We start from the raw sequence: 21,374 nt of genomic DNA, 5'->3' as shown, positions 1-21,374 counted from the left end.
CGAAAAAATTCTTTTCCGGCCGCGGCCTAGTCCAGATTTTTTCTCTTCAGCACGAATTTTGGCCTTGCGCCAGCCATTGAGGCCGCGGCCATCACTGGGACTGCTATTTTTTCTTTTTCTGTGCAGCCAGTCTCTTCAGCGGCCTTTTCGTCCTCTTTTCTGTACAGCACCTGGCTTGACTTGGAGCCGTCGCGGTAGACCGTGATGCCTTTGCAGCCCTCTTTCCATGCGAGCGTGTAGGCGTCGAGGACCTCTTTTACGCCGCATTCGTGGCGCAGGTTCACCGTCTTTGAGACGGCGAGGTCAGTGTAGCGCTGAAATACGCCCTGAGTGCGGACGTGGCCCGCGGGGCTTACGTCGTGAGAGGTGACGAAGACGCGTTTTATCTCGTCTTCCGGCATTTCGGCCTTTATCGCCTCTTCGTACCAGCGGTTGACCTGTTTCATTATTACCTTCGTGCCGTCCGTCTGCGTGCGGACGCGCGTGTGTTCCAGCGCAAAGAGCGGCTCTATGCCGGACGAACAGCCGGCAAGCAGCGCGATCGTTCCGGTGGGCGCGATGCAGGTGAGCGTCGCGTTGCGGCGTCCGAGGTGCGCAAGCGTCGCGGGGACGCCCTTTTCTTTGCCCAGCTCTACGGAGACGGCGGTCGCCGTTTCCTGTATCTCGCGCATTATGTCGGCCGCCAGAGTGCAGGCCTCCGCGCTGTCGTAGGCTATGCGCAGACGGAAGAGCAGATCCGCCCAGCCCATCACGCCAAGGCCTATCTTGCGCGTCAGCTTCACAGCCTCCGCTATTTCAGGCAGCGGGTAGCAGTTGACGTCGATAACGTCGTCGAGGAAGCGGGTAGCAGTCGCCGTCACCTCGCGCAGCGTCTCGAAGTCGAACGCGCCGTCTTTTACCATCTTTGAGATGTTTATCGAACCGAGGTTGCAGGCCTCGTTCGGGTAGAGCGGGGACTCGCCGCATGGATTTGTGCTGGTAAGCTCGCCAAGCTCAGGCGTCGTGTTGCCGCGGTTTATCGCGTCAAGGAAGATGATGCCGGGGTCGCCCGTGCGCCACGCCGTGTCCGCTATTTCTGCAAGCAGCGCCGCCTCTTCGCCCTTGGGGTCGGCCGTCGCCTTTTCCATGAAGCCGTCAAAAACGCCCACGGAGATGTTGAAGTTGGCGATGGTGCCGTCTTTATCTTTGCAGTGGATGAAGCTTCTGATGTCGGGGTGGTCAATGTTCAGTATCCCCATGTTCGCGCCGCGGCGCATCCCGCCCTGCTGGACGGTCTCCGTCGCCTTGTCGAACAGTCCCATGAACGAGACGGGGCCTGAGGCGCGGCCGTTGGTGCTGTTGACCTTCGCGCCCTCGCTGCGCAGCTTTGAGAAGTTGAAACCGGTGCCGCCGCCGCTTTTGTGGATGAGCATCTGTTTGCGGAGCGCTTCGCAGATGCTTTCCATTGAATCTTCAATGCCGATGACGAAGCAGGCGGCAAGCTGTCCGTGCGGCGAGGGGCGTCCCGCGTTCATCAAAGTGGGGCTGTTTGGCAGAAAGAGCAGCTTCGCCATCACTTCGTAAAATTCATCGGCCCATTTGTACTGCATCGGCACGGTAGCCTCGGCGGCGGCCACGCTTTTGGCGACTCGCACCAGCATCTCTTCCGGTTTTTCCACCGGATTGCGGTTTTCGTCGCGCCACAGGTAGCGGTCACGCAGGATTTCTTTGGCTGACTGGCTGAACGCCGGCTTTATTAACATGGGACAGACCCTCCATAAATGTATAGATATATTAAGAATAATTTCATCTTTTGCCTTCGCAATATCCTTATAATATCATAAATTTCCAGATTTAAAAGGGCCAGCACACTACATATATTGACATCTTATGCACCAAACGCTAGCGATGGTGTGTTTAACTATGTGAATAAAATTCTATCTCTTCCAGATGTCCCTTGTAAAGAGCACCATTACCGTATAAAGTTCAAGACGTCCGCAGAGCATGTCGAATGTGTATATCCATTTTGCCGCGGCGCACTGGTCCGCGAAATTATATATCGGGCCTACCGTGCCGAGGCCGGGGCCGACGTTGCCCAACGTCGCGGCGACTGCGCTTATCGAGGTCACGATGTCGTTGCCCATGAGGCTCACGGCAAGCGACGAGACGGCCCATATAAGGATATAGAGCACGATGAAACAGGCGGCTGAGGTGACCATGTTTTTGCTTACGATTTTTTTGCCCTGTTTGATGCAGAGCACTGCGTTGGGGTGGATCATCTGGCGCAGTTCAACGCCGGTTTCTTTGAGCACGACCTGAAAACGCACGCATTTTATTGCGCCTGCGGTGGAGCCGGCGCAGCCGCCTACCGCCATCAGCGAAAGCAGCAGCATCTGCGTGAAGGCGGGCCACAGCGCGTAGTCGTCGGTGACGAAGCCGGTCGTCGTGATGACGCTAACCACCTGGAACGACGCGTAGCGCAGCGCCTCCCATACGGTAGTGAAGATTCCCGCCTCCATAACGGCGGCGCAGATCATCGCGGTGGAAAGCAGCACGACGCCTGTGTAAAATTTAAATTCCGGGTCTTTATACGGTGAAAGTGTGCGCCCCCGCAGCGCCAGCAGATGCAGGTTGAAGTTCGCGCCCGACAGGAACATGACGAGGGTGAGCACATAGTCTATGTAGGTCGAGCGGAAGAAGGCGACGCTGTCCGTGTGCGTTGAGAAGCCGCCGGTAGATACGGCGGCGAAGACGTGCGCTATCGAGTCGTATAAAGAAGCGCCGCCCGCCATCATCATAAGCACGCCGGCCGCCGTCAGCCCCATGTAGACCTTCCAGAGCATCATCGCCATGTCCGTGATGCGCGGACTTACCTTTTCAAGCACGGGGCCGGGACTTTCAGCCTTAAAGAGCTGCGTCATGTTCACGCCAAAGAGCGGCAGCATCGCTATTACGAGCACGACGATGCCCATGCCTCCGAGCCACTGCGTCTGCGCGCGCCACATAAGGATGCCGCGCGGGCATTTTTCAATTTCGCGGATGATGGTGGCGCCTGTCGTCGTGAAGCCCGACATCGCCTCAAAGTAGGCGTCCGTCAGATTTGGGATGTAGCCGCCAAGCATGTAGGGCATCGCGCCTTGGAGCGAGGCGGCCACCCAGGCAAAGGCAACTCCCGCTATCGCTTCGCGCGGGCCCATGTCCTCGGCCTTGGAATTTCTGCCCGCGGCGTAGAGCAGCGCGGCAAACAAAGCGCCTGTGACGCCTGAGAGCAAAAAGGCGCGCACGTCGGAGGAGCCGTCCATTACGGCCCAGCCAAGCGGGAATATCATGGAGCCGGTTATCGTGATTATTATTAATGAAAGAAATTTTGAGACGATGCCTATCTTCAAATTTTCTCCTCCCCGAAGGGGCGCATCGCCTCTGACATGACGGCGGCCGTGCCGAAAAGCACCACCTTGTCGCCGCTTTCAAGACGGGTGACGCCGGTTGGGATGAACAGCTCGCCGCCGCGTTCAAGCAGCCCTATGAGCGAACCCGCAGGCATACTGAGCTCCGCGAGCGTTTTGCCTATGGCGGGCGAGTTTTCTGCGAGAGTCTGTTCCACAGCCTCCGCGCTTATTTCGTCGAGTATCGTAAGCACGCGCGACGAGCCGGGGTAGCGCACGTTGCGCGTTATGACGTCCGCAAGCGTCTGATTGCGGTTGACGATGGCGTCCACCGGGATGTGCGCCGTCATGCCAAGATAATGCGGGCGCCGCACCACCGCGATGCTCTTTGAGACGCCAAGCGACTTCGCAAGCACGGCGAGCATAAGGTTCGTCTCGTCGTGGTCGGTCGCCGCCACGTAGCCGTCGGCGCTTGAAATGCCCTCGGCCTTTAAAAACTCCGCGTCCGCGCCGTTGCCGCAGAGTACCATAGCGTCCGGCAGTTCGTTCGCCAGCCGTTCGCATTTCGCGCGGTCCTCGTCAACGAGGCGCACCTCGACGCCGCGGATGTGCGATATGAGGCGGGCCGCCGTCTGGTAGCCCACCTTTCCGGCGCCTACTATGAAGACGCGCTTTAACTTTTTTGATTTCGCGGGCTGGAAGAGCCCCTCTATCTCAAATACCTGCGAACGGTAGCACATCGTGTAGCAGAGATCTCCCGGCTCCAGCACCTCCTGCGCCTTTGGCACGAAAGAGCGGTCGCCGCGCATGATGCAGACGACCAGCATGACCATCTTTGGGTAGAGCCGGCGTATCTCAAGCAGCGGCAGCCCCGCAAGCGGAGAATCTGGCGCTATGCGGAAGAGATATATGCCGGCGCGCCCGCCTGCTATCTCGCTTGCGTGGATGGCGGCGCGCACCTCAAGCAGCTCTTCTATCTCGCGCGCCACGGTGCGTTCGGGGGAGATGAGCATGTCGATGCCCAGATCCTTCGCCCAGCTCTCATTGTCCGTAAATTCCAGCCCCACCGCGCGCGCTATGACGTGCGGCACACCCATGCGCTTTGCTATCCAGCAGGCCATGAGGTTCACTTCGTCTTTGTTTGTGCAGGCGATAAGCAGGTCGGCGCCCTGGCCGCCCTCTTTTACCCCAGCGCGCGCAAGGACGCTGGGACGCGCGCCGTTGCCGCGCACCACCATTACATCGAGCGATTCCTCCGCGCGGGCCGCGTGTTCCTCATTTTCCTCGACGATAATGATGTTGTGTCCGTCAGCGGAGAGGTTCTTGGCCACCGTGTAGCCGACTTCGCCCGCCCCGAGAAGTACGATATGCAAATCTATCTCCATCCTTTGTAGGAAGAATGTTTGACATGAAACTGATACGTATATTACGATAGTTTGTAAAATTTTCAAGTGCTCCGAGTGTTTTTACGGGCGCGAGGGCGGCTTCGCCGTCTGTTTTTTCAAAAACCGCCGCGTAAATTTTAGTGCCGAAAACCGCTCAAAATACTTGAAAAATTTTGCCCTTCATTGTAGGATAAAGCCGTTGATAAAATAATATAGTTCTCCGAGCCTGAATGCCTAAAGAATATCTCCACGGCATGCGGGCCGACAGGGTTGTTTTGGAAACGAAACAGCCTCCCTTTGGAAAGGAGAACGGCTGACTTAACTTCCAAAAGGCCGTACTCTGTCAAAGAGGCGGCTCTTTTTTATTCTATCAAAGAAATCTAGCATACAATTTCTCTCCACGGCAAGGGCGCCCCCAACGCCTTTGCCTTCTTATGCTTCAAGCTATTGAAAAAGCCCTGCTAAATGTGTAGAATACGAAACGGTATAGTTATGCCGCTTTTTAATGCGTATGCTCAGGCATACGTCCCTGAAACCGCCTCTCCTAAAGCTTGCGCTACGGACGGCGGTCGTTAGGGCGGTTCTGGAAACGGAACCGTCTCCCGCTGCGGAAAAGGGACTGGATCATTATTCCTTTTTTTAGTTTTTCCTTTTCTCATCGGGAGATCATGATATTGCGGCGCAAATCTCACGAGGAGGGTTTATCACCCATGCGTATCAACAAAAAAAGTTCCATAATCGCACTCATGCTCGTCGTCTGTATGCTGGCCTTCGGCTCGCTTGCGACGGCCAAGGCGCCGGTGCTCAGGATGGCCACCACCACCAGCACCGACAACACAGGCCTTCTGGACTATCTGGCCCCCATCCTTCTTAAGGACACGGGAATCGAGATCCAGTGGGTCTCCGTAGGCACAGGCAAAGCGCTTGAATACGGCCGCAACGGCGACGTAGACGTAGTCCTTACGCACGACCCGGCGGCTGAAGACAAGTTCATGGCAGACGGCGCGGGCGCCAACCGCCGCAACGTCATGTACAACGACTTCGTGCTTGTAGGCCCCGCAAACGATCCTGCCGGCGTCAAGGGCATGCCTGTCACAAAGGCGATGGCCACGATAGCGGCAAAGGGGCAGCCTCTCGTCTCCCGCGCCGACAAATCCGGCACTCACTCAGCGGAGCTCGCTCTTCTGAAAAAGGGCGGAGTCAAGGACTTCGACAAGGCGAAATGGTATGTGCAGACGGGGCAGGGAATGCTCAAGACGCTCAACATCGCCGAAGAACGCAAAGGCTACGCGCTCACAGACCGCGGCACCTTCATCAAGTATCAGGACACGCTCAAAGGCAAGCCGGGCCTCGTCATCATCTGCGAAGGCGACGCCGATCTGCTCAACAGATACAGCGTAATGGCCGTCAGCCCGCTGAAGCACGCAAACGCCAAGTACGACCTCGCGCTCAAATATATCGACTGGATCACCTCTTCAAAGGTGCAGAAGGACATAGCGAACTTCAAGGTCTCTGGAAAACAGCTCTTCTTCCCGACCGCCGAAATTCGCTCCGGCCACTAAGCATTACAAAGGCGCCGCGCGAAACAGAACGCGGCGCCTTTAAAAACGACTTTTCGGGGGGGACCTTATGGATTTTATAGCCGACGGCTTTATACAGGCCTTTAAAATGCTCTTCGCCATGGACGAAGAGACGATGAACATCCTGCTGACGACGCTGCGGCTTACAGGCGTTTCGATGGCGGGTATACTTCTCGTCGGGCTGCCGCTGGGGTTTCTTCTTGGGTATTTCGACTTCCCCGGAAAGCGCGTCATACGCACCGTCGTAGACACGCTTCTTGCCCTTCCCACCGTCGTCATAGGCCTTCTCGTATATGCCTTCATCTCGCGGCGCGGCCCTCTCGGCGAATGGGACCTGCTCTTTTCTGTAAGCGGCATGGCCATAGGCCAGGTCATTCTGGGAACTCCGATCGTCATCGCCTACACTGCGACCGCCATAGAGGGCCTTGACAGCAGGCTGCGCCTCACGCTAATGACGCTTGGCGCCTCCGGCGCGAAACTTGCGCTCACCAGCCTCTGGGAGGCGCGCTACCTCGTGCTGGTCGCCGCACTCACCGCCTTCGGGCGCATAATAGGCGAAGTAGGCTCCGCCATGATGCTGGGCGGCAACATCAAATGGCACACGCGCACCATAACAACTGCGATAACGCTCGAGACCGGCAAAGGAGACTTTGCGCTCGGCATTGCCCTGGGCGTCATCCTCATACTCATATCGCTTCTTCTGAACATCTCTCTCTCGTTCCTGCGCCGCAGGACGCAAAACTAAACTAAGAATGGTGGATATCTCTATGAAAAACTTTATCATAGCAACAGCGGCGTTTCTTATCTGCGCAGCGGCGGCTCCCGCCTTTGCCGGGACGATCAAGCTCTCAAGCACGATCGGCCCCGTAGACGCCGGCATCATCCCGCTCCTTGCCGAGACCTACAAGGCAAAGACCGGCACCGACTTCGTGATAGAAAAGGCCGGCACAGGCGCCACGCTCAACAAGGCAAAGACGGGCAACTTCGACATGGTAGTAGTCCACGCACGCGCCCTTGAAGACCAGTTCATCAAAGAGGGCTACGGCCAGAACCGCCGCGACGTCATGTACAACGACTTCGTAATCCTAGGCCCCAAAAGCGACCCGGCAGGCGTCAAGGGAATGAAGTCCGCAGCGGACGCGCTTAAAAAAATAGCGGCGGCAAAGGCTCCCTTCGTCAGCCGCGGCGACATGTCCGGCACGCACGTAGCTGAAATGAACGTATGGCGCGCCGCCGGCGTCACCCCTGACGGCGAAAAAGACGAATGGTACACCGTCTACTCGCTTGGCGCCTTAGGCAACGGCCCCGCCACAGAATTTGCGAACCGCAGGAACGCCTACACCGTCATGGACAGGGCCACCTACCTCACAAAGCAGAAGGCCATCCAGATAGTGCCGCTCGTTGCGGGCGACCCCATCCTGCTCAACCTTATCGCCGCCATCGAAGTGAGCCCGAAAAAATTCCCGAAGGTCAACAACGCGGACGTTGTGAAATTCGTTCAGTGGCTTGAGGGCGACGAAGCTCAGACAATAATCAAAGACTTCAAAGTAAAACAGTACGGCCAGCCACTCTTCTTCCCGAACTCCGAACAGTGGAACAAAAATCACCCCAAATAACCGCAGATAAACCAATGATCCGAAGGGGCGGCCGACGCGCCGCCCCATTACATAAAAGGAACTGTGAAAAACTATGGCCTCATACCTTTATGAGATAAAAGACCTAAAACAACGCTACGACAAAGGGCCGCTGAACCTGGACATCTTGGAGCTGAAAATAAAAAGCTCCGGAGTCACAGGCCTCATCGGGCCAAACGGCAGCGGCAAATCCACGCTGCTCAAAGTTCTATCATTCTTAATACCATACTCCGGTTCAATAACATTCGACGGCGAACCGGCCTCGGGGCGTGAAAACGAAATACGCAGACAGGTGACATACCTGCTGCAAACCCCGTACCTGTTAAACCGTTCAGTATACGAAAACATAGCCTACGGCCTAAAACTGCGCGGAGAAAAAAAAGATATAGCGCGCCGCGTAAACGAAAGCCTTGAACAGGTAGGCCTTGCGCCAGATAAATTCGCGCGCCGCCCGTGGTTTCGCCTCTCCGGCGGCGAAGCCCAGCGTGTCGCGCTCGCCTCTCGCCTCGCTCTGCGCCCGCGCGTGCTGCTGCTTGACGAACCCACCGCAAGCGTTGACGAGGCAAGTGCGCAGCTCGTAATGGAGGCGGCCCGAAGCGCCGTGAAAAACTTCGGCTCCTCGGTCGTCATTGCCACGCACGACATAAACTGGCTCTACGAAAGTTCCGGCGACATAGTGAACCTCTACATGGGCAAAGTCGTCTCAGGAGGCGCGGACAACCTATTTTCGGGAGGCTGGCGGCTCGACGGCGGCTACATGATGCGCGAGCTGGGCGGCGGCCCCGCTATCTTCGCCTATCCTCCGGCAGCGGGGGCTCCCTCCGCCGCAATGCTCAACGCAGCCGACGTCGCCATATCGTCAGAATGCCCGCAGCAGGCGGACTGTGCAAACATAATACGCGGCCGCGTGCTCCAAATGACCTACGAACGGGCGTCTGGCGCGGTGCTGCTTACCGCGGCGGCAGGAGACGCCATAATAAGAGCGCGCCTCACCCCAACCGCCGCCGAGGCCATGTCCATCGTGCCCTCCGCCGAAGTCTACCTAACCTTCCCATACGCCGCGCTGCGTTGGGTGTAAACGCACAATGGCTCGCTACTTGTTTTAATTATTTTATTAAAGATTATTTTAGATAATTAAATTATAAGTAATTATAACAATGAAGCTGTAACCACCAGTGTTACAATTTATACGATTGTCATGGGGGATGAACATGTTAAGAGGTGGTTTCTGCGTGAAAAATTTTAAAAATTTGCAGACCACCTCATCATACTGAATGCGAGGCATATTAAATAATAGTGTCTATGATTTGGGCCCATCCGTTTTCTGTAGTAGCTTTAAAGTCAGTAATACAAAAGCCCCCTCCCAATGTTTTTAACGGAACGAAATCCCCCATCGGGTCGTTATCTGAACTTTTTACAGAGATGCTAACATTGCAGGAAATATCGGACACTATTTTACAAGTGGATGAATTATCTCTAAGCGTAACTTTTTGCATTAATATAGATTGACCATTTGGGTTAGCTATCGTTAATAAATTAAGATGAGGAAATGTTCTAGGTTTAGCAACAGTATCTTTGCGTTGAGATAGGTTGGCTGAAATGTCTATTAAGATTGTATTCTTGCGCATAGCTGTCCCATGTATTATATCCCCGTGTTTTTCAAGACGGATATCTGCATATTTTTTAGGATATCCCCACATACGACCAGTTGCAATGGCTACATCATTATCTTCCCATTCATACATGTAGAAGGCGCCTAATATATTTTTGTACCGAATCTCAAATAAAATAGCAGCGTCCATATACGGAAGTTCTTTACTTTCGCTGAAATCATTTACGTAGATCATACATTTGTTGCTGACATACTCAAAGGGTGTTGGGGCAAGATGCTTTTTGACAATATTCTCTGGAACCTCACAAATTGCATATACAGTTCTACTATTAGGGTTGGAATAAGGTACTACATGGGTAGGAATGAGAGGTGCCTGAATTGGATTATTGATACCATTCTCAATTTTAAAGTTCATAATCACTGCCTCCTATCGAGAATTTCAAGCCTGACTAGAATAAATAATATGCCGGTATAGATGTCTAACGAACACGAGCATCTATACCGGTTAAGGAAATTCTATTAGGCGTCACTAGCCTTCTGTGCTAAATTAACTTGCCTGTCTCCATCTTCTGGTTTTGCCGTACAGTAACTTACAACTACTGTTACAATGAATGAGGCTACCATGGCAGGAACCAATTCATATATACTGTTTTTTAATATTGGCACATTGTACCAAATAACGGTTACAATTGCTCCGATAACGATTCCAGATAAGGCGCCGCTTGCTGTTATTCTTTTCCAATATAACCCTAAAATAATTGGTGGTGCGAAGGATGCTCCCATAACCGCCCAAGAGTAAAGAACGAACCAAAATACCATTCTGATATTACTTAATGCTATTATCGTTCCGCCGAGCCCAACTAATAAGATTACAATACGACCTATCCATACAACCCCATGCTGGGACAATTTCTTTTCCATGCACCCCTCTATTAAATCCAAATGCACTGTTTGTGAAACTACCATGATTAACGAGTCAACAGTGGAAAGTATTGCGGAGAAAATAGCAGCAAGAACTATTCCGGCTATTGCTGGATGCATTATTTCTCTTATTAATATCGGAAACGCGTACTCGGGATCTTGTAACGCTGGGGACATCACCCTGCATATCAAACCTATCAGAGAACTACCACCCTGTACCGTCAAAACCCAAAATACCGCAATGATGGAAGATGCAATTATAGTTTTATCGTCTTTTGCAGAAATGAATCTTTGAAGTATCTGGGGTTGTCCTGGTTCTCCTAACCCTCCTGCAAATAGTCCAAAAGCAAAGGCAAAACCAGCATAACCTTTAATGCCACCTGTTGCAGAAAGAAGAATTGGATCAATAGCGTAAACCTGCTGCCAAAATGAACTCCATCCGCCAAGTTTAACGATAAGATAAACTGGGAAGATCCACAGCACAGCCATCATAATGCAGCCTTGGAGAACATCTGTCCAAACGACCGCCTTATAACCACCAAAAAAAGCGTAGAAAGTTCCAAAAAAGGCAGCTATAAGAATCGCAGTGGAGTAATTCCATTCAATTAATGCTTCAAAAGCTTTCCCAGCACTGGTTAACTGCGCTCCTGTATATATTACAAAGAAAGTACTAATCATTATTGCTGATACTGCACGTAGTAATCTTCCATATTTTTTATAGCGCACTTCAAAGAAGTGTGGTATGGACATTGTGCCAGTACGATGGGTATAGCGCCTCAATGGCGGTGCTAGGAAAATATAGTTGAAGAAATAGCCAACAGTATACCCTACACACATCCACATGGTGGATATGCCGTAAGCATAGGAAAAACCAACAGCACCAATAAAGATCCAACCGCTTGTATCTGTTGCCCCAGCACTAATTGCGGTCGCGATGGGGCCAAAACCTCTATCTCCTAGGTAGAAACCTTCTTCAGATTTTGTGAAAAATTTTGAAGATACTATGCCTACAATGAATATTGATAGAAGATAAACAACAGCAACTACAACGGTTAAGTTCATTTCTCATCCCTTCTTTCATATATAATTTCATTTTCCCTCTTTATGGCCCACCGATAATAAAAACAAATACTACAAAAGGAGAAGAGAGGAAAAATGATAAACATAAATGTGACAATAAAAGGTACTTGAAATTCGGATTGCATTATCTTAACCCCCTTGTTTATATTATTTAGGCTGAGCGTTGACATGTTTTAGCTAGGACACCCAGCCTGTGTGTAATAGTTTAGTATTTTTCTTTCAATACGGTACCATAGCCCAGAACAAAGTCAGCAACAATGAACTCGGCTCCTATAACCTCTAGTGGCATTAGCCAATTCAATGGATCCTGCTTCGTCCCATTCAGAGTAACTTTAGCGTTGCCTAGATACCTTTCATGGACAATGGAATCGGTAAGTGTATTACAAATAATTTGGTCCATATCGAACCCAGAACCATCCGCCCGTACGAAACGTTTGAGTTGTAGGCGTGGTTGCATTATCGGACGCTCGTAATCAGAAGCATTAGGTTTTTTTTCAAAATCAATACCAATAAGCATGGTATTCCTACGACAAAGTGTGCTGCTTACTTTATCACCATCTTCCACAAAAGTCATGGTTGACAACTTCTTAGGATATCCCCAAATTTCACGACCAGCTGCCATTGAATCGTCGTCCGTAACATACTCATAAACAACGTGAGCGCCTATCGTCTCCTCATATTTACACGGAATTACGATGCCACCTTCCATGTAGGGATCCAGTCCATCAACATTTACAACATTCATCAAAAACACTTCAATTACATCCCCTAAAGGTGTGAAGACAGCTGGCAAAGTCTTACGTATACCAGCAGGGTCTGCTTTACACAACACACTTAACTTGCGAAACCCCTTATAGTTAATAGGAACTCCTGAATAGAGCGGTGCTGCATCTGGCATTGTGAAACTACGACCATGAAACATTTTTAAGACTCCCTTCATATTCATATGTTTTGTCTATATGACACTCTCCAATTAATAAGTGGTACGATCCTCCTTTCTTTTTGCACGTTATTAATTAGTTGGTTTTGTGTGAAGTTAGTTCATACAGGATCCTCCGTTTAAATCTAGGGTAGCTCCTGTAATATAACTTGCGGCATCCGAGGCTAAATATACGGCAAGTTTTGCTACCTCTTCCGGTTTTCCCATTCGTTTGAGCGGAATTTCATTTACTGTTTGGTTTAGCTTTTCTACACCCCAGTATGTTTTAAATTTATCAAGCATTTCTGATTCAATAAATCCAGGGGCAATGCAATTTGCTCTGATGCCATACCTTGCTCCTTCTCTGGCTATGCATTTTGTAAGAGCAATGACTCCAGCCTTAGAGGCGGCATAGTCAGCAGAAGACATGGTGGACCCAATTTCGCCAGCATCAGAAGCAATGTTTATAATTACGCCGTTGTTATTGTGTTGCATTAGCTGATAAGCAGCTTGAGATGTATAAAACGTTCCCGACAAATTAACGGATAACGTTTGATTCCATTCTTGAACCGTTAAATGTTCAAAAGGTTTGCTTCTAAGAATACCCGCGCAATTTACCAGTACATCAATGCACGTGTTGTCGTTTATTGTAGTAAATAATTTTTGTATATCAATATATTTAGTAACATCTAAATTATAGTATGTAACGCTAGAAAGTTCTGTGTTGCGTTTTTTAAAGGATAAATCTGTGGCGATGACTTTCATCCCAGCAGCTATGAATTCAGTAGTCATAGCGCGTCCAATGGCGCCGTCAGCACCTGTAATAAAACAAATTTTATCTTTCATATTTTCTTAAACCTCCTAATCTTTGCTGTTAGTAATATTATAGATATAATTTTAATAATGTCAAATATTTTTTTAAATTTGCTATGAATATTTATGAGAAAAAATATTATAGAATGATTTAAGGCCAGCGTTGAAATGATACAATGTAAGGAGTAAGATATTATTCATTGCATATATAAATGAGGGATGGGTTTTGTTAGGAAACAGATTGAAAAAATTGAGAAAATTAAATAATGTGACCTTGAAAGAAGTGGCGGATGCCACAGAGTTATCGCAAGGATACTTAAGCCAGATAGAAACTGGAAAAGTAGAGCCCTCTATTTCCGTGCTGAGGCGTTTGGCGTCTTATTATAAAGTTTTGCTTGTGTACTTTTTTGATTCAGAACCAATAGATGATATTGTTGTCAGAAAAGACGAAAGAAGGAAAATAGGCAGAAAGGGTTCTCCTTTGATTTACGAATTACTTCAGAATAATTTAAATAGTAAAAAGATGGAAGCAGTGATAATGAAGTTGGCCCCTAATTATAACGATCCCGAAGGGTATTATATGACGCACCCTGGCGAGGAGTGCATCTTAGTATTGAAAGGAACACTAGAGTTTCAGTATAACGGGAATGTTTATGTTTTATACGAAGGCGACAGCATCTACTATGACTCGGCTAACCCTTTTAGGCTAGCTAATCCAACGAACTCTGATACTGAAATTGTAGGTTTTTGTACTCCTCCTCACGCATATTTAGAAGATACCAAATGACAATGGTCGTATGTTTCTAATGATGTAGGGAATAATTTAAAATTAATAAAGCGTTGATTTTTTTCCGCCACTTCCCGTGTGATTCCTGTGAAAATAATGTAGAATAGAAGTATTGAGCCATGAAAGGATGGTTGTTCGATTATGTGTGGAATTATGGGATATATAGGCGAACGGGAGACTGCCAAGGTTATTCTCGACGGCCTTGCGAAGCATGAATATCGCGGCTATGACTCAGCCGGCATCGCTGTAATAAAGGGCAATAAAATATCGGAGCTGCGCACTGTGGGGCGCGTCTCGAAGCTTGCGGAGAAGGTGGCGGAGGTCGGCTTTTCCGGCGACATCGGCATCGGACATACCCGCTGGGCCACTCACGGCGGCGTTACGGAGAACAACGCGCACCCGCACGTCTCAAGCGACGAACGCGTCGTGCTCGTTCACAACGGCATCATTGAGAACGCGCGCGAGATCCGCGCGGACCTAGAGGCCCACGGCATAAAGTTCCACACGGAGACGGACACGGAGTCCGCGGTGCAGTACCTTGGCTTCATCTATAACGGTGAGCCGAAGGAGGCGCTTGTGAAGCTGACGAAGAGGCTGCGCGGCGCTTTTGCGCTCGTCATAATGTTCCACGACAGGCCGGGCGAGATATGGGTTGCGCGCAAGGGTTCGCCGCTCGTCGTCGGGCACGCCGACGGAGAGGGCTTCTGCGCCTCCGACCCGACGGCGCTGCTTGAGTACACGCGCGACGTCTGGTTCATGGACGATGACGAGATGGCCCAGATAACAAAAGACGGCTGCAAGTTCTTTGACTTTACCGGCGCTGCGCATGAGAAGCCCTCGATGCACCTCGACTGGGACGCAGCTATGACGAGCCGCGGCGCGTATGCGCACTTCATGCTGAAGGAGATACACGAACAGCCCGAGGTCGTCGCACATTCGCTGCTTGGCCGCGTCGCCGGCGACGAGGTGGATTTGAGCCGCGAGCTTGACTGGAGCGCGGATGTGGCCGGCAAGATAAAAAAGATACATTTCATCGCCTGCGGCACCTCGCATTACGCAACTATAGTAGCTCAGCACATCATGGAGACCTTCGGCGATTTTGAGATACGCACCGAGGTGGCCTCCGAGTACAGATATAGGAACATCCCCGTGGGGCCGGACACTCTTGCCGTCTTTGTCTCACAGTCTGGGGAGACCGCGGACACGCTGCACGCGGCGCGTATCGCGAAGTCGCGCGGGGCGAAGTGCCTCGTCATCACGAACGTGCGCGGCTCTACGATCCACCGCGAGGTCGGCGACGCTCTTGTGACGCCCGCCGGGCCTGAGATAGGGGTGGCCGCTACAAAGACCTTTATGGCGCAGATAACGGTGCTGACGCTGCTTGGCCTTTACCTTGCGAAGCTGCGCGGAGTGCTTGCGCGCGATACGGAAAAGCGCCTGATAGCGGAGCTGATGGACATCCCCGGCAAGCTTGCTACGATGCTCTCGCATGAGAAGGATATAGAGGCGCTTGCGCGCGATTTCGCGGACGCACGCGGATTTTTCTTCATAGGGCGCGGACTCGCCTACCCGCCCGCGCTTGAGGGCGCGCTTAAGCTGAAGGAGATCTCGTATCTCCACGCCGAAGCCTACCCAGCGGGCGAGATGAAGCACGGCCCGATAGCGCTGCTTGACAAGGAGCTGCCAGTTGTGGCGCTTGTGCCTAAGGGTGTGCTTTGGGAGAAGACCGTCTCCAACATCGAGGAGTCTATGGCGCGCAAATCGCCGATAATCGCGGTGGCCACGGAGGGCGATACGGAGATAGGACACTATACGAAGCACGTCATCTTCACGCCCGAGACGGAGCCGGAACTTTTCCCGTTTATTGCGGTGGTGCCGCTCCAGCTTTTCGCCTACTATATTGCAAGGCAGCGCGGCTGCGACATCGACATGCCGCGAAACCTCGCAAAGAGCGTAACGGTGGAATAAATAACAGAACGAATATGAGGCGGGCGGGCAGCTTTCCGCCCGCCATTCTTTTTGAGCGGCGGTGAAAAATATGGATTGGAAAAAAATTACTGCGCTGATTTTGCTTGTCGTAGCGCTTGCGGCCTTTGCTCCCACGCGGGCGAGCGCCGGCTTAGGCGAACGTTTTGGGTATATTTACGAAAGCGCAGCGGAACATTTTCGCGGGGAAACGGCGGTTGGCATCCTCGCCCGTTTTTCGGCCTTCACTGGGCTGGTCTACTGGCTCTTTTCGGACTCGGACTTCTCATGGAGCTTCAGCGCCGACGGCATAGAAGATCTGCTCTCCGGCCTCTTTGATTTTTCGTTCGGCGCGCCCAAGTTTGAGAATTTTGACAAAAACGCGCCGGGGACTTACTCGCTTTGACGGCCTACACCTATATCCTGCTTTGTTCGGACGGCACGCTCTACACCGGCTGGACGAACGACATTGAAAAAAGGCTGCGCGACCACAACGCGGGGCGCGGCGCTAAATACACAAGGGGGCGGCTGCCGGTGCGCCTCTGGCATTACGAGCGCTACGAGACGAAGGAAGAGGCGATGAGCCGCGAGATGGCGATAAAAAAACTGTCGAAGGCGGCTAAACTTGCTTTGATTAAGTAAAATATGCAAAAAATTTTATATGGAACACTTGATAATATCCACAATGATGGTTACAATACTTAGGTTTTGACGTTAATAGTCAAGTTAAGGAAAATGAGGTGCATTGCAATGAAAGGTCGCACAGATGTAGTTTTGGGAGTACAGTGGGGGGACGAAGGCAAAGGACGCGTAGTCGACGTGCTTGCGGCGAAGTCGGGCGCGGTCGTCCGTTATCAGGGCGGCGCGAACGCCGGACATACGGTGGTCGTGGAGAATGAGAAATATGTATTCCATCTCCTGCCGTCTGGAATCCTCTATCCCGGAAAAAGCTGCATAATCGGCAACGGCGTTGTGATGGACCCGGAAACGCTCTTTGAAGAGCTGGACGGGCTTACCGCGCGCGGCAAAAAACTGGCGCGCCTCGTCGTCAGCCACGCAACGCACATAGTGATGCCCTATCATAAACTGATAGACAAGCTGGCCGAGGGCGCGCGCTCCGAAGGCACGAAGATAGGCACTACGGGGCGAGGCATAGGCCCGTGCTACGCCGATAAATATGAGCGTATAGGCATCCGCGCGGAGGATCTCGTAAACCCCGAGGTGCTGCGCGACAAGCTGACGCGCACTCTTGCCATAAAAAACGAGATACTTACGAAAATATACGGAGAGCCTGCGCTTTCCTTTGACGAGATATACGAAGCGGCGCTTGCGTGGGGAAAGCGCATCGAGCCTATGCTTGGCGACGCCTTCCTTGAAATAGACAAGACGCTCGCTTCGGGAGAAAACGTCCTCTTTGAGGGCGCGCAGGCGACGCTGCTTGACATAGACCACGGCACCTATCCGTTTGTAACAAGCTCCAGCCCCTGCGCGGGCGGCGCCTGCACCGGCGCAGGTATCGGCCCGTCGCGCATCGACCGTGTGATCGGCGTCACTAAGGCCTACTGCACGCGCGTCGGCGAAGGCCCCTTCCCGACGGAAGATACGGGCGCGCTTGGTGAAGAGCTGCGCAAAAAAGGCGGAGAGTTCGGCGCAACGACAGGGCGTCCGCGCCGCTGCGGCTGGTGCGACCTGGTCGCGGTGGACTACGCCGTGAAGGTCAACGGCCTGGACGGGATAGCGCTGACAAAGCTCGACGTGCTTGACGATTTTGACGAGATAAAGCTATGCACAGCCTACGAAATAGAGGGCAGAGTGCAGCGGCATTTCCCAAGCAGCTGTACGGAGCTTGCGAAGGCAAAGCCGATATACGAAACTCTGCCGGGCTGGAAGAGCGACATCTCAAAGTGCCGCGCCTTTGAGGAACTGCCTCAGGCGGCGCAGGATTACGTGAAGTTTATAGAGGAACGCTCAAAGACTCCGGTGCTGCTTATAGGAGTTGGCGTAGGGCGCGAAGACACCATCGAAAGAGGCATCTAGAGCGCACGCGGCAAAATCAAAAATAATAAGACGACGCATCGGCCCGAGTGATAAATGTCGGGCCGATGCGCCGTCTTGTATGCACGCGGCTACATCCACTGGTGGTTGCTTATCATGTGCATTTTTAGAGCTATCTCCACGGCGAGCCGTTCCTCGTGGCTGCGCAGGTCTACGCCAAGCACTTCGGAGATTTTTGTGAAGCGGTATTTGACGGAGTTGTAGTGTACGAAGAGCGCCTCGCTTGCGCTCTTTAAATTCCAGCCGCTCTTTATGACGGCCTGCAGCGTCGTCATTAGCGACGCGTGGCATTTGTTGTCGTATTCAAGAAGCGGCGTGATATAACGGGACTGGAAGCTTTTGAACTCATCCGTGTTTATCGTCGTAGCCAGCAGCCGGTAGATGTCCATTTTTTTGTAAAACAGAATGCAGTCGAACATCTCAAGCTGATAGCCAAGGTTTATCGCGGTCCTCGCCTGAGAGTAGCTCTTGTGGATCTCTTTTATGTTGCGCTCGTAGTCTCCTACGCCCATCGTTATGGTAAAAGATACTGTGTCCGCTATCCTGTCCCTTATCGTATTGAAGGTGCGTTCAAGCTGGCGGTGCATCAGTCCCTCGTCGTAGTTCTCCTGCGAGACGATGAAGACGATGAGGTCGCTCTGCTTGTAATACTTCGCCTCTGGAAAGATGTTGAGCATGTGATAGATGGAGGCGTCGAAGATGCGCGCCGTGATCTCTTTCAGGCGTTCGTTGGTCTTCGGGTCCAGGCTCTTGATGTAATACTTCTTGATGTTGTTGATGTCTATCACTATGGCCATGCCGCCGCTTGAAAAATCCCACCCGTAGAGCCGCGCTCTGTTGTGTATTTCGTTTTCCGTCTTGACGTTGTTGGTGAGGATGTCTTCGATGAAGGCGTCGCGATATTTTTCTTCTATGTGACGCGTGGATATGCGCGTCTGCGTGCGCAGGATGAGAACGACGCTTGCGTAGTCGATGGCTGTCTGGATTATGTTTTTATCCATATCGCCCGTATTTTCGTTCTCCGTGAGAAGATAGCCGAACTTCTGGCTCTTGTTTGCTACGACGTGGCATCTGTACTGAGGGAACAAATCGGGCTTGAATTCGTCAACGGAGAGTCCGGTGAACTGGCGCGTCATCCCGTTGTCATAGTCGGAATAATAGAACTGTTTGAAATGTATGTCTATGAACATCGTGCTTTGGTTCAGCAGCGCTTTGAGCGTAGATAATATCTCCGGCACGCTGTTGTTGTTGACCGCCATTTCCATAAAATCGTGGTGTATCTTGTCCGCCTGTAAGAGAAGCTGCGACTGCCTGTTGACGACCAGCGAAAGCACGGGGTTTATGATGTCGCGGAAGGCGTATTCATCCGGTATCGTAATAAGCGGGAAGTTCAGTTCGTCTGCCGCGGCCAGTGCCTCCGCGGGAATATTTTTTATGAAGCGCTCCGTCTTGATGCCGAGCGCGGAGGCGTCGCTTGCCGCCAGCTGCCGCACGAGCGCCGTTATCTGCGAGGCGTCGTCCTTTACTGCGAAGGCCGTCGTTATGACAAACTCGTTGCCCTTTATCCATGTTGCGCCGTCCGGCGTATCGACCACCGTGACGGAGGAGACGCGCCTGTGTATGCCAGTTTTTCCAGCTAATATTTTTAACCGTGATAGATTTGGAAGCGCCAATACTTCTTCTACCGTCATAGATGAATCTCCCCTTAAAAGGTATGTATATCGCTTATTATATACCATCATAACAAACTTCGGCCGATGCTTTTGTATGTTGAGGCTTAAATAGCGGGTCCAGCATCTTTTGGCGCCGATGTATTGTGCGGCTCGTATAATGATAACGGGCCGTTTTTAGGTGTGCATGGATTTTTCGCCTCTGCCTTCTCATTTTTAATGCTGCATTTGTACCGGCGAGCGGTAGTTTTTGTGGTTTTGATGTATCACAGGCTGGTTTGTTGGTCTCATCGTATAATGAGAGGCTTATTTTTATGTTCATAATGAATGGATATTAACGGATTGATAGGTGATACCATATCAGGTGCCGGATGACCGGCAAATCCAATCTATCGAAGGTGGTTCTTATGGCAGATTATCTCAAAATAGCAAACTCCGGTACGGTGTGGCTTCTGTGCGGCTTTACCGTCATAGTGGCGCTTCTGCAGGCTCTCTTTTTTATGAAGATGGCGCAGAAGACGGCAAAGGCGGCGGACATTTCGCCTGAGGTGACGAGCAAGGCCTTTCGGATAGGACTCATATCCGCGGTCGGCCCCGCGATGGGCGTCTTCATTGTAATGGTGGGGCTTATGGCGGCGATCGGCGGCCCGATGGCGTGGCTCAGACTTTCAATCATCGGCGCGGCGCCTACGGAACTTACGGCGGCCACCTACGGAGCCGAGGCCTACGGCGTTCAGCTGGGAGGCGCGGGCTACACTCTTACGGCGATGGCGGTCTCGTGGTTTGCTATGGCGCTCAACGGAGCCGGCTGGCTTGTCTTTACGGGCCTCTTTACTCCCTCGCTTGAAAAGCTGCGCGAAAAAATGAGCGGCGGAGACGCTAAGTGGCTGATCGCTCTTTCCGGCGCCTGCTCGCTCGGTATCTTCGGCTATCTCAACGACACTCAGATAATAAGGGGAGCCGGCAACGCGGTGGCTGCAATCTCAGGCGCTCTCTGCATGGTCTTCCTTGCCAAGTGCGTCGTGCCCAAGTGCCCGAAGATACTTGAATATTCTCTGGGCATCGCGATGCTCATCGGGATGTTCTGCTCAATAGTCTTTGACATAATGGCCGGAAAGTAGGAGGAGCTTATCATGTCTGTAAATTCAAACGCAAAATTAATGTCCGAGTGGAAACGCAACTGCGTGCGCATCGGCGCTCCGACGAACCTTCTCGCCGCCGTCCTCGCTTTTATACCGGTGCTGTGGCTTTGCTCCACCTATGACTGCTGGCCCCCGCTCGACGTGGTGCTGACGGCGTGGGGGATGGTAGCCGTCTCCTTCGGCGCCTTCTACTTTGTGGAGCCAGTCTCCTATTACGCGGCGCTTGGGATGTCGGGGACCTATCTGAGCTTCCTTTCCGGCAACATCGGAAACATGCGCGTGCCAGTAGCTGCGATGGCGCTTGAGGCGACGGAGAGCGAAACCGGTTCGCTGCAGGCCGAGGTTGCTTCTACTATGGCCATCTGCGGCTCGATAATCACAAACCTCGTCTTCACGACGCTTGCCGCGATGGTCGGAGCCGCGGTCGTGGCCATTCTTCCCGAGTT

The 21,374-nt window shown here is 52.0% G+C and carries 19 protein-coding genes and 2 riboswitches; of the genes, 11 read left to right on the top strand and 8 right to left on the bottom strand.

Going from position 1 to position 21,374, the window contains the following annotated elements:
- Positions 1 to 26: 26 nt before the first annotated feature.
- From RRY12_08660 to trkA, 3 genes are all read right to left on the bottom strand, one after another.
- A complete protein-coding gene (locus RRY12_08660; GenBank protein MEG2184734.1) occupies positions 27 to 1,742 on the bottom strand; it encodes an adenosylcobalamin-dependent ribonucleoside-diphosphate reductase in 1,716 nt (571 codons plus the stop codon).
- Positions 1,743 to 1,916: 174 nt separating this feature from the next.
- Complete coding sequence (locus RRY12_08655; GenBank protein ID MEG2184733.1) at positions 1,917 to 3,368, bottom strand: potassium transporter TrkG; 1,452 nt, start codon at positions 3,366 to 3,368, stop codon at positions 1,917 to 1,919.
- Complete coding sequence (gene trkA / locus RRY12_08650; GenBank protein ID MEG2184732.1) at positions 3,365 to 4,738, bottom strand: Trk system potassium transporter TrkA; 1,374 nt, start codon at positions 4,736 to 4,738, stop codon at positions 3,365 to 3,367. Before trkA ends, RRY12_08655 begins: the two co-directional genes overlap by 4 nt.
- Before the next feature lie 218 nt (positions 4,739 to 4,956).
- A riboswitch (molybdenum cofactor riboswitch) is annotated at positions 4,957 to 5,072 on the top strand.
- A gap of 193 nt (positions 5,073 to 5,265) precedes the next feature.
- Positions 5,266 to 5,384: riboswitch (molybdenum cofactor riboswitch) on the top strand.
- A gap of 76 nt (positions 5,385 to 5,460) precedes the next feature.
- Between trkA and RRY12_08645 the strand changes: the two genes are divergently transcribed.
- The 4 genes from RRY12_08645 (at position 5,461) to RRY12_08630 (ending at position 9,042) form a co-directional block, all read left to right on the top strand.
- Positions 5,461 to 6,312 (top strand): substrate-binding domain-containing protein, encoded by an 852-nt coding sequence (locus RRY12_08645; GenBank protein MEG2184731.1) that lies wholly within the window; start codon positions 5,461 to 5,463, stop codon positions 6,310 to 6,312.
- Between the two features lie 67 nt (positions 6,313 to 6,379).
- Positions 6,380 to 7,075, top strand: coding sequence for an ABC transporter permease (locus RRY12_08640; GenBank protein MEG2184730.1), 696 nt, complete (start codon positions 6,380 to 6,382; stop codon positions 7,073 to 7,075).
- A 22-nt stretch (positions 7,076 to 7,097) separates the two neighbouring features.
- On the top strand, positions 7,098 to 7,946 hold the full coding sequence (locus tag RRY12_08635; GenBank protein MEG2184729.1) for a substrate-binding domain-containing protein: 849 nt from the start codon (positions 7,098 to 7,100) through the stop codon (positions 7,944 to 7,946).
- A gap of 73 nt (positions 7,947 to 8,019) precedes the next feature.
- Positions 8,020 to 9,042, top strand: a complete 1,023-nt coding sequence (locus tag RRY12_08630; protein MEG2184728.1) for an ATP-binding cassette domain-containing protein — start codon at positions 8,020 to 8,022, stop codon at positions 9,040 to 9,042.
- Between the two features lie 208 nt (positions 9,043 to 9,250).
- Here the strand turns inward: RRY12_08630 and RRY12_08625 are convergent, their stop codons facing one another.
- The 4 genes from RRY12_08625 to RRY12_08610 all read right to left on the bottom strand — a co-directional run bounded on the left by RRY12_08625 (position 9,251) and on the right by RRY12_08610 (position 13,342).
- Positions 9,251 to 9,991: an acetoacetate decarboxylase family protein gene (locus tag RRY12_08625; protein ID MEG2184727.1), complete on the bottom strand. Its 741-nt coding sequence runs from the start codon at positions 9,989 to 9,991 to the stop codon at positions 9,251 to 9,253.
- Between the two features lie 104 nt (positions 9,992 to 10,095).
- Positions 10,096 to 11,559 carry a sodium/proline symporter gene (locus RRY12_08620; protein ID MEG2184726.1) on the bottom strand — a complete coding sequence of 488 codons (1,464 nt, stop codon included), beginning with the start codon at positions 11,557 to 11,559 and terminating at the stop codon, positions 10,096 to 10,098.
- Between the two features lie 223 nt (positions 11,560 to 11,782).
- A complete protein-coding gene (locus RRY12_08615) occupies positions 11,783 to 12,499 on the bottom strand; it encodes an acetoacetate decarboxylase family protein (GenBank protein ID MEG2184725.1) in 717 nt (238 codons plus the stop codon).
- A gap of 114 nt (positions 12,500 to 12,613) precedes the next feature.
- On the bottom strand, positions 12,614 to 13,342 hold the full coding sequence (locus RRY12_08610) for an SDR family oxidoreductase (protein ID MEG2184724.1): 729 nt from the start codon (positions 13,340 to 13,342) through the stop codon (positions 12,614 to 12,616).
- Between the two features lie 193 nt (positions 13,343 to 13,535).
- Here RRY12_08610 and RRY12_08605 point away from each other — a divergent pair, with 193 nt between their 5' ends.
- The 5 genes from RRY12_08605 to RRY12_08585 all read left to right on the top strand — a co-directional run bounded on the left by RRY12_08605 (position 13,536) and on the right by RRY12_08585 (position 18,098).
- Positions 13,536 to 14,096: a helix-turn-helix domain-containing protein gene (locus RRY12_08605; protein ID MEG2184723.1), complete on the top strand. Its 561-nt coding sequence runs from the start codon at positions 13,536 to 13,538 to the stop codon at positions 14,094 to 14,096.
- Between the two features lie 141 nt (positions 14,097 to 14,237).
- The gene (glmS, locus tag RRY12_08600) at positions 14,238 to 16,064 is read left to right on the top strand and encodes a glutamine--fructose-6-phosphate transaminase (isomerizing) (protein ID MEG2184722.1); all 1,827 of its coding nucleotides are present in this window, start codon (positions 14,238 to 14,240) and stop codon (positions 16,062 to 16,064) included.
- A 70-nt stretch (positions 16,065 to 16,134) separates the two neighbouring features.
- On the top strand, positions 16,135 to 16,467 hold the full coding sequence (locus RRY12_08595; GenBank protein ID MEG2184721.1) for a hypothetical protein: 333 nt from the start codon (positions 16,135 to 16,137) through the stop codon (positions 16,465 to 16,467).
- Complete coding sequence (locus RRY12_08590) at positions 16,464 to 16,703, top strand: GIY-YIG nuclease family protein (protein ID MEG2184720.1); 240 nt, start codon at positions 16,464 to 16,466, stop codon at positions 16,701 to 16,703. The genes RRY12_08595 and RRY12_08590 overlap by 4 nt, the downstream gene beginning before the upstream one ends.
- A gap of 108 nt (positions 16,704 to 16,811) precedes the next feature.
- Entirely contained in the window at positions 16,812 to 18,098 is a 1,287-nt protein-coding gene (locus RRY12_08585; protein ID MEG2184719.1) for an adenylosuccinate synthase, read from the top strand.
- Between the two features lie 89 nt (positions 18,099 to 18,187).
- Here the strand turns inward: RRY12_08585 and RRY12_08580 are convergent, their stop codons facing one another.
- On the bottom strand, positions 18,188 to 19,807 hold the full coding sequence (locus RRY12_08580) for a PucR family transcriptional regulator ligand-binding domain-containing protein (GenBank protein MEG2184718.1): 1,620 nt from the start codon (positions 19,805 to 19,807) through the stop codon (positions 18,188 to 18,190).
- A gap of 386 nt (positions 19,808 to 20,193) precedes the next feature.
- Between RRY12_08580 and RRY12_08575 the strand changes: the two genes are divergently transcribed.
- Positions 20,194 to 20,907, top strand: a complete 714-nt coding sequence (locus RRY12_08575) for a DUF5058 family protein (protein ID MEG2184717.1) — start codon at positions 20,194 to 20,196, stop codon at positions 20,905 to 20,907.
- 12 nt (positions 20,908 to 20,919) lie between these two features.
- On the top strand, positions 20,920 to 21,374 hold a 455-nt coding region (locus RRY12_08570), incomplete at its 3' end, for a hypothetical protein (GenBank protein ID MEG2184716.1).

The sequence above is a fragment of the Cloacibacillus sp. genome (assembly GCA_036655895.1).
Taxonomy (GTDB): domain Bacteria; phylum Synergistota; class Synergistia; order Synergistales; family Synergistaceae; genus JAVVPF01.
This window is presented reverse-complemented; position numbering and strand designations above follow the sequence as displayed.